Genomic DNA, 8,811 nt, shown 5'->3' with positions numbered 1-8,811 from the left:
CCACGAGTACGCCTCGTGCGGCGCCCGCTGGGATCCCTATGCGGGCGGTGCACCCGTGGGGAGATCGCGTGCGGCCGGAGCGCGAGCGATTGGGATCGGTTACCGCACGATCGGATTACATGGTCGATGACAAATGGCGAGTTTCACATCTGGCCATGAGCGGAGTCGTTGTCCACGCGGGTGGGGCGAGCGTCGTCCGGCCATGCCGCGAGGCAGACCTTGTTTCCCGACCGGTCAGCGAGGATCCACGCGCTGGGCGCTTCCGAATCATCGACGACGCGTCCGCCGGCGGTCACGGCCGCTGCCAGACGCGCCTGGATCTCTTCGCGGGCGAGCGAGACGTCGATGTGCATCGCGTGGTTGAGCGACTTGGACGGCTCGAGGTCCTGCATCCACACCGTGGACCCCTGGCCGAGGGGATCGATGCAGTTGTCCTCGTGCAACGGCGAATAGCCCAACACGGTACGCCAGAATGGCAGGTCGATCGCCTGTGGCTTAGCGGCGACAGCCACCTGAACCTCTTGCGCTGCGCTCCGGTCGCCCGCCGCCCCGTGCTCCCGGGCGATGGCCGAGATCGCGCGCGCCACATTGACGTGCTGCCGCTCCGTGCCCCACATTTCGCGGGTCAGTTTCACCGTGAGGCGATCCGATGCCGCGGTCAGCAGTGTCCGCGGGCCGAGCCCAGGCACCTCCGCTACCGCCGCCGCAAGGCGAGCGGCGTCCTGCAACGATGCCACCTTGAACACTGCCGTTGGACCGCCGTGCAGGATTACCCAGTCATCGACGCCGTCCGCGGACAGGAAGGCCCGCCACCCCTCTTCGCTCATGACAATCACCCTATGCATCCTCCCGATAGCTCAGTAAAGGGACGGACCCCGTAGGATCCCTCACCGGGCAGGTTGGTCCCCACCTGAGCGGGCTTGCCGGGAAGGGCCGCTGATCAGGTGAACAGGACAAGGCCGAGACTGAGTATGCCGGCGGTCGCCGCGAAGCTCGCCATGGTCAGCAGGAGTATTCCGCCGGGCAGACGTCCCTCGTCGGAGGCGCGTAGCGCTGTGTTCGTCTGTGCATAGCGCAATCTGGCGGCAACCCAGACCGTGCCGGCAAAGAACACTCCGGCTAGGCCGGGAAGCATCCAGAGGGGGTCGCCGTACGTCGCCGGCAGCAATCGGATCGAGACCAGCGACCCCACCCCGACGCCGAGGGCGGTGCGGCGCCAGGCGAGCTCGGTTCGCTCTGGCTGCAGGCCCGGATCGATCGGCGGATCGGGGGTCACCTCAGCACAATGCCCAGGATCAGGCACACGCCCGCGGCCGTCACCGCGACGGTCAGGGTCGGGCCGAGCAGGGATGCGGGCAGCGGCTGCCCCAGCCGGAGCGCGCGCTCCGAGCGCACCCAGGAGAGCCAGCTGAGGATGGGGGTGATTGTGCCGGTGATCACTAGCACGAGGGAGGCCGCAAGGCGGAAGCCGGGCTGCAGGTCGAGCCCAAGGACTTCGAGGGCGACACCGCCGGCGAGCAGCGCGAGTGCCGTGCGGATCCAGGCGAGGAAGGTGCGCTCGTTTGCGAACGTGAATCGCACGTCGGGTTCGCTGCCGACTTCGAACACTTGGCGGGGAAAGCGTGTCATGTGATCTGTCCCGGCCCTCGCTCGGCCACGGTCCGAAAGCCCGCGTTGCCCATCGAAGAGTCGGGCGTGTTGGATGAGCGCGCAGAGTTGCGGTACCGATTGCAGTAGGAGATATGGCAGAGGTACGACCCCCCACGAAGTACGCGAGCCGTTCCGGTTGATGGTCCMGTGGGCGAGTTGCTGGGGGCGCTCTCGTAGTATCGCGGGCTGAACCAGTCGGCGCACCACTCCCAGATGTTTCCCACGGTCTGCCAGAGACCAAAGCCGTTGGGCGTGAACGTTCGCACGGGCGCGGTGGTGAGCCAGCCGTCCTCGCCGGTGTTCACGCTGGGGAAGACCCCCTGCCAGATGTTCGCGCGCCATCCGCCGGCGTCCACCTCCTCATCACCCCAGGGGTACTTGGCGGCTTCGAGGCCGCCGCGCGAGGCGCGCTCCCACTCGGCCTCGGTGGGAAGGCGGCGGCCTGCCCACGCGCAGTACGCGGCCGCGTCGTCCCAGCTGACGTGCACGACGGGGTGATCTGGGAGATCGTCAATGCCTGAGTTGCGGCCTCCGGGGCGGCGCCAGTCGGCGCCGCGCACGCCCAGCCACCAGGGTGTCCCCGCGGCAGAACCCGTGATGTCCTCGTCCGGCGCGGCGACGGCGAGGTGGAAGACGGCCGAGAAGCCGAAGCGCTCGGCATCGGTCGCGTACCCGGTGGCGTCGACGAAGCGCGCGAAGTCCGCGTTCGTCACAGGAGTCACGTCGATCTGGAACGGCTCGAGCGACACGTCGTGCACAGGCACCTCGCCGTCGGCGCGATTGCGGTCGCCGGAGGAGTCGCCCATTTTGAAGGCGCCGGATGGAATGACCGCCTGCTCGACGAGATGCCGCGGCGCCCCCGCGGTGTCCGCGGTCAAGAGGGCGCGGGAAGCGGATGCCGCATGCTGCAGCGGTGTTGTGCCGGGGCTGACCGGAATGGGCGCTCGTGACGGCCCGGTGCAGACGCACTGCGGACCGCAGTCGGGCTCGGCCGTTTCCTCGCGCATCTATCTCCTCGACACATTGTCTTGGTTGACGCCTTTGAGTATACGTATGTACGTTGGTGCCGAAGGAAAGACGTTTGACTGCCCTGCATCAGGCGGATCATTCCGACGCGTAGTTCATACGCATACATTCCGGAGCCCTCCGTCTTTACGGAGCTCTCCTGAGAGAGCGAGCAGACGTGGGTCAGCACAGCAGGCGCGACGCGACGATCGACCGGGCGCTTGAGGCGCCGATTGAGCCCTCTCGGGCGACAGCCGGAGCGCCCAACGTGGTCATCTGGTTGATGGATGATGTGGGTTTCGGCCAGCTCGAGCCGTACGGCGGTCCGGTCGCGATGCCCACGCTCCGCGGGCTCGCGCAACGTGGGGTCAGGTTTGTCAACGGCCACGTCACTCCGCTGTGCTCGCCGACACGTGCGGCACTTCTCACTGGACGCAATCACCATCGGGCGCACATGGGATCGGTCTCTGAAGCGGGGTCGGGATTCCCCGGATACGACGCCAGGGTGCCCCGGTCGACCGGCACCATTGCCGAAGTGCTGCGCGCCCAGGGCTACGCGACCTACGCGCTCGGCAAGTGGCATCTCGCCGCACCCGAAGACCTCCACATGGGCGGCTCGCGGGCACGCTGGCCGCTCGCGAGAGGGTTCGACCGTTACTACGGCTTCCTCGGCGCGGACACGAACCAGTGGGAGCCTGCTCTGATTCACGACAACCACTCGATTCCGGTACCCGATCACACCTCTCAGGGTGAATACCATCTGACCGACGACCTCGTGGACCAGTCCATATCGTTTGTGCGCGACCTCCGCTCCGCGGATCCGACCAAGCCCTTCCTGCTCTATATGGCCTTCGGCGCCAGCCACTCGCCGCATCATGCACCACGGCGCTGGATCGACCAGTATCGCGGTCGATTCGATGACGGGTGGGACAGCAGCCGTCAGGCGACTTTCGACGAGCAGCGTCAGCAGGGGATCGTCGACTCAGCTGCCGAGATAAGTCCCGACGAAGGGCTGGTTCCGCGCTGGGACTCGATGACGGATGCCGAGCGACGCGTCGCGGCGCGGCTCATGGAGTGCTTTGCGGGAATGACAAGCCACATGGATGAGCAGGTCGGCCGGTTGCTCGAGGAGCTCGAAAGGCTGGGTGACCTGGAGAACACGATCGTGATCGCGCTCAGCGACAATGGGGCGACATCTGTCGGTGGTCGCTTCGGATCGATGAGCGAAGACCAGGTCTTCAACCACCTGTACCCGGCCGACGCAGAGGAGCTCCTCACCGAGATCGAGAATGCCGGTACCGAACACGCATACAACATCTATGGGGCTGGATGGGCATGGGCGGGAGACACGCCGTTCCGGCAGTGGAAGGGCAGCACTTATCGCGGCGGCTGCACCGTCCCCTTCGTCGTGTCGTGGCCGGATGGCGTGAGCCGGCGGGGAGACATCGAGACGACCTTCGTACACGCGGTCGATGTGCTGCCGACGATCCTCGAGCTGACAGGGATCACCCCGCCTGAGCGCCTCGACGGGATTGCCCAGGACGACATCGACGGTGCGAGTTTCGCGAGTCAGCTCACCGATGCAGGTGCCGAAGTACCGTCGAGAACGCAGTACTTCGAGATGATCGGCAACCGCGCCATCTACTCCGATGGTTGGCGCGCGGTCTGTCCCTGGCCGAATACTGCCGCGCCCAGGCCCGAGGCGAACGCAATCGAGGCATCCGCGCATCCGTCCCTGCTTCCCATGCTCACAGCCGAGGTGCTGGACGCGCTGGAACTCAACGGCTGGGAGCTTTACGACACGCGCCACGACCCAGCGGAGTGTCGAGATCTCGCGCTTGAGTATCCGGAGAAACTGCGCGAGCTCGTCGCCCTCTGGTGGGCGGAGGCGGAGAGAAACCAGGCGCTGCCGCTACTGGGGCGTGCCGGCATCGGCGGCTTCCTCGGAGATCCGTCCGACCTGCGACACTATCGATACCTGCCGGGCACGTCGCCCATCCCCTTGGTCTCGATGGCATCCTTCGTCAACCGCGACTTCGCCCTGTCCGCTCGGCTCCGGGGTCATACGCCTGGCGACGAAGGAGTCCTCTTCGCGTTGGGCGGCAGATTCGGCGGGTTCTCGCTGTACCTGCACGACGATCGACTGGTCTTCCACTACAGCCATCTGGGAGACAGTGCCTCCCACCTCGTTTCCGAGTTCCCCATCCCGCCTGGCAGTCGCGATCTCCGGCTGGAGTTCCTCACGCGAGGCGAACCCCGCTTCGCTGAAGGACTGGGGGCGCCGGCCACGGCATCGATGGTGATCGACGGCCGCCCAGCGGGGACGCTGGACATCGATCGAACGGTCCCCGTCGCATTTGCCATGGATGCGCAGCTCACCTGTGGGCACCACCCGCGAGAGGCATTCGACGATCTCTACGCAGCCCCGTTCGCTTTCACAGGAACACTCGAGCACGTCGACGCAGAGTTCTTGAGCGACCCCTATCGCAATGTCGTCCTCGAGAGACAAGCAGCGCTGGCGCACCAATAGCGCTAGTGGACGGATGCTCTCGACCTGCGGGCTGGTACGAAGAAGGGAGCCGGGCGGGTCGTCGATAACGGAACCCCGACCTCCCGAGTCGGTAATCGACGCTCCCCTTGCGCGAGGTGACCAAGAGTCATTCGGGCCGGCTTCCACGCTCGCGTCGGGCATTCGGCGGCATGAGTGGCAGTGACGATCGCTGATTGCAACGATTGCTGGCGGAATTGGATGACGATCAGGCGACGCAGTCGAGGAGTGAGGCATCACGAACGAGCAGATGGAAGTCGTGGCAGTTGGCCATTCTTTCTCCACAACGGACTGGAGCACCATCGAGCCGGTCGCCCACCCGGGCGAGTCTGGAGAAGCTCTCTGGCGTACGAAGGTCATCGGCGCGCTACGCCTGCGGGTCGTGGAGTACACAGCCGGCTACGTCGCTGATCATTGGTGCTCACGCGGACACGTGTTGTTCGTCTTGAAGGGCGAATTGCGGACCGAATTGGACGACGGTCGCGTTGTAGTTCTGGCGGCCGGACAGAGCTACGAGGTCGCCAACGACCAGGAAGCGCATCGATCGTCCTCGACAACGGGCGCAACGCTCTTCATCGTCGATTGATCGAGTGACATTGGCAGAGCGTCAGAAGTCGATCCTCAGCCGGGCACTAGTCGCGCAATCGTTGCCAATCGTCCCGTACGGCGATCGCCAACGTTGGGCTACTTCGTCGGCGCGGCGCAGCACCGGACGCGCCAGCAGTCTCTTGAGTGTCAGGATGTGATCCATGTCGATCGCGCAGACGCCCGAACCGCCTTACACAGCTGTCATCTTCACCTCGTTGCGCACCGATGGTGACAACGGCTACGAGGTGATGTCCCAGCGGATGGTCGACCTTGCGGCGCAGCAGCCGGGATTCCTGGGCGTCGAGGCTGCGCGCGAAGGGCTGGGGATCACGGTCTCCTACTGGGCAGACGACTCTGCGGCAGCAGGGTGGAAACGGGTGACGGAGCACGTGATCGCCCAAGCACGCGGTCGAGCCGTCTGGTACGAGGATTACCACGTCCGGATCGCCACCGTCAGCCGCTCGTACGGCCCCACCGGGCCACGCTAGGACAAGGGCCACCAACATCTCCCCTGCCGGTGGTCGCCAAGCATCCTCTTGCGGGCATGCCCACAAGGGGGCACCCGGACGTGCAATCGCTCGTCGGCGTGCCTCACCCTGCGCCATCACGAACCTCAGGCGGTGCCGCGACTTCGTTCTTCGCGGATGACCTAGCCATTGGGCACGACACGACAACAACAGGACATCCCTCAGGTACTTCCGCCAGCTGGCGCGATGAGCGAGCCAGCTATCTCCACGCCCGCGGTGGCGGCGGTGATCCTCCTCAGTCCGTAAGTCGGTAGCATCGGGCCATGATCTTGGACATCGAGGGATCGCTCGGCTTCCGCCGCGAGGTTGCGAAGCTGCAGAAGCGCGGGGCGACCTCATCCCTTCTCGTGTCGGGCGGCGAGGAGATCCTCGCCGCCGTCGATGCTGTAGGGCTGAAGCACTCCACGCGGCGAGAGACCGTTGGCAGTAGGCAAAGCGGAGGCGTGGGCGTGGGTGTCCGCCTCGGTCCCGTCGGCATCGGTGGCGGGCTGAGCGGCGGGTCCCACGCTTCGTCGACATATACCGTCGACGAAGGCTTCCGCGGCGACGCACCTGGCGAGCTGGTGATCACGACCCACCGAGTCGTGTTCCTCAGCAGCAAGAAGACGGTGAGCATCCCCTTCGCGAAGCTGACGGAGGCGGCGCACTCGAAGAACAACATCCGCCTGTCCGCCACACGCGGTGCACCGATTCTGCTCCGCTGCAAGCACTCCCAAGCCGCCGTCTCCATCATCGCCGCGGTAAAGGCACAGACCTGAGCTGGGCCTGGTACGCAACAAGTCGAGCGCAACGTCAAGGGCTGGCCAGGAGAGACCCCGACCTGCCCCCCTCGGAATCCGGCCACGGGCACACTGGGATGGTTCGTAATCGCGGCGGCTCGCATCCCCATCCCGATGACATGGGTCATCGAGGGAGCCCTATTCGCGCGATGCTCGGAAGTGGCACCCGTGCGTGACCTGAGTACTCAGGTCGATCCCTATGCGGGCAATCCTCGGCGCTATTGCCTTCTCCGACGCAGCCCGCGCGGAGTGCGTCATCGCACGGTGCTCGCCTCAGCACCTGGCGGGCGAATCCTTCTCCGATTGGGCCAGCACGCTCGCCCAGCGAGATGGCCTCCTAGAGCATGGTTGCTCTCTCTTCGGGTGTCATCATCCGGTGCCATTCGTCGTTGGGGTTCAGGCGGTACCACACCCGCCAGCCCAATGCCTGGTACTGGTTCACCGTTGCCGGTGGCAACTCGGCGGGGCCATCGAAGCTGTGAAGCAACCAGTTGTCGCGGTTCGCGTTGGCGCCGGTCGTGCTCATCAACCCATACACGTTCGGTTCGAAGCTGTGTGTCATCAGGATGTCGAAATCCGCGGCGCCCATGGCCTGAATTATGGCTTGCCGGTCAGCAGAAGGAGCTCGCCAGGATTGCAGGATCCGACGTGGATCGCGAGCTGATTCGTGGCATAGACAAGGACGCGGAGCGTGGGGCCGCAGGCAAGCTGGGCGAGACCGATGCAGAGTACCCCGCGCATTTCCAGCGTGTTTGCCGTACCGCAACCAGGCAGGTGACAACAACGAGCCGCACGGCGGCTTGTCCTCACGAGGGGGCGAGCATCGTCCGCGAGATTTCCGAGTTCACTGTGCTCAAACGGTCGCGGTCTGGGTCGCATCAACTCTCGTCAGCTTATGAGCCCGCGCGCGATCCTTCAGCGGGCATYGCTCACGCCCGTTGACGATCGTCCTGTTTAGCGGCCGCCAACCGATCGATGAACCGGCAGCGCGTCGACCCTCGCAGTGGTAGGTCTACGCCCCGAGCTTCGATCGAGCTCGGTTGAATCCGTCGACGAACTCGGCGCGCGTGTTCCCCAGGGGAAACGCGAGGCATTCGCAAAGAACCACGCAGACTCGCACGTCTGTCGGAGAGGTGAGGCGCCCAGGCCCGCACCACGGTCGGTTACCGCACGCGTGCTTGACCCTGGGCGTGCGTTTCAGTTCGGTGGTTACGTAACGGATCGAGCGGCCGCCTCGATCGCCGCGATGCCCGCGGCCTTGACGGCCTCGAGGTCCGATTCATCCGGTCGCCCGCGTGTGCGTCCCTGCAATCGGTCGGCCTGTTGGCGGTACTCCAGCCAAGCGCGGCGGACGCGTTCCACGTCGGCGTCGTGACCGTCGCCCACCCAGTCCAACGCGTCGAACCCGTCGGACTTCAGGTCGACGTCAAGTTTGTCCGGGTCATCCACGCGGAAGGGGATGTCGTTTGCTCGCGCCCATGCGAACACCGCGAGGCGCATCGGTCGGAGATCATTCGACGACGCGCGAGCTCCTGCGCGGGCGATGAGCACGCTATCCGACACGCCGCGCTCCACTCCGAACCGGGCGATCATCTGGCCCCGCTGAACGCGGAGCTCCCAGACATCCATCTGCTCTGGTCCCCAGAACACCGGAATGATCCCGCCTGCGTCGATCAGCTGACGAGCGAACTGGGCTGCCGCGGCGTCCCTCTGC

The 8,811-nt window shown here is 65.6% G+C and carries 10 protein-coding genes; 4 read left to right on the top strand and 6 right to left on the bottom strand.

What is annotated here, in order from left to right; translation table 11 throughout:
- Positions 1–143: 143 nt before the first annotated feature.
- From AC1DVT_RS15140 to AC1DVT_RS15125, 4 genes are all read right to left on the bottom strand, one after another.
- The gene (locus AC1DVT_RS15140; RefSeq protein WP_477389847.1) at positions 144–827 is read right to left on the bottom strand and encodes a VOC family protein; all 684 of its coding nucleotides are present in this window, start codon (positions 825–827) and stop codon (positions 144–146) included.
- Positions 828–940: 113 nt separating this feature from the next.
- Positions 941–1,276: a DUF202 domain-containing protein gene (locus AC1DVT_RS15135; RefSeq protein WP_477389846.1), complete on the bottom strand. Its 336-nt coding sequence runs from the start codon at positions 1,274–1,276 to the stop codon at positions 941–943.
- Positions 1,273–1,629, bottom strand: a complete 357-nt coding sequence (locus tag AC1DVT_RS15130) for a YidH family protein (RefSeq protein ID WP_477389845.1) — start codon at positions 1,627–1,629, stop codon at positions 1,273–1,275. Before AC1DVT_RS15130 ends, AC1DVT_RS15135 begins: the two co-directional genes overlap by 4 nt.
- Positions 1,626–2,657 (bottom strand): formylglycine-generating enzyme family protein, encoded by a 1,032-nt coding sequence (locus AC1DVT_RS15125; protein ID WP_477389844.1) that lies wholly within the window; start codon positions 2,655–2,657, stop codon positions 1,626–1,628. Before AC1DVT_RS15125 ends, AC1DVT_RS15130 begins: the two co-directional genes overlap by 4 nt.
- 176 nt (positions 2,658–2,833) lie before the next feature.
- On the opposite strand from AC1DVT_RS15125, the gene AC1DVT_RS15120 reads away from it, so the two are divergent.
- The 4 genes from AC1DVT_RS15120 to AC1DVT_RS15105 all read left to right on the top strand — a co-directional run bounded on the left by AC1DVT_RS15120 (position 2,834) and on the right by AC1DVT_RS15105 (position 7,076).
- Entirely contained in the window at positions 2,834–5,185 is a 2,352-nt protein-coding gene (locus tag AC1DVT_RS15120; RefSeq protein WP_477389843.1) for an arylsulfatase, read from the top strand.
- 268 nt (positions 5,186–5,453) lie between these two features.
- Complete coding sequence (locus AC1DVT_RS15115; protein WP_477389842.1) at positions 5,454–5,789, top strand: DHCW motif cupin fold protein; 336 nt, start codon at positions 5,454–5,456, stop codon at positions 5,787–5,789.
- 163 nt (positions 5,790–5,952) lie between these two features.
- Positions 5,953–6,279 carry an antibiotic biosynthesis monooxygenase family protein gene (locus AC1DVT_RS15110; RefSeq protein WP_477389841.1) on the top strand — a complete coding sequence of 109 codons (327 nt, stop codon included), beginning with the start codon at positions 5,953–5,955 and terminating at the stop codon, positions 6,277–6,279.
- Positions 6,280–6,581: 302 nt separating this feature from the next.
- Positions 6,582–7,076 (top strand): hypothetical protein, encoded by a 495-nt coding sequence (locus AC1DVT_RS15105; RefSeq protein ID WP_477389840.1) that lies wholly within the window; start codon positions 6,582–6,584, stop codon positions 7,074–7,076.
- 358 nt (positions 7,077–7,434) lie between these two features.
- On the opposite strand, the gene AC1DVT_RS15100 is transcribed toward AC1DVT_RS15105, so the two are convergent.
- Positions 7,435–7,686, bottom strand: coding sequence for a hypothetical protein (locus AC1DVT_RS15100; RefSeq protein WP_477389839.1), 252 nt, complete (start codon positions 7,684–7,686; stop codon positions 7,435–7,437).
- Positions 7,687–8,306: 620 nt separating this feature from the next.
- Positions 8,307–8,811, bottom strand: a 505-nt coding sequence (locus AC1DVT_RS15095) for a hypothetical protein (protein ID WP_477389838.1), incomplete at its 5' end; no start/stop codon positions are given.

Source organism: Microbacterium sp. P2_F9, assembly GCF_056403635.1.
The sequence above is the reverse complement of the archived record's forward strand: the minus strand, read 5'-3'. Positions and strand labels throughout refer to the sequence as shown.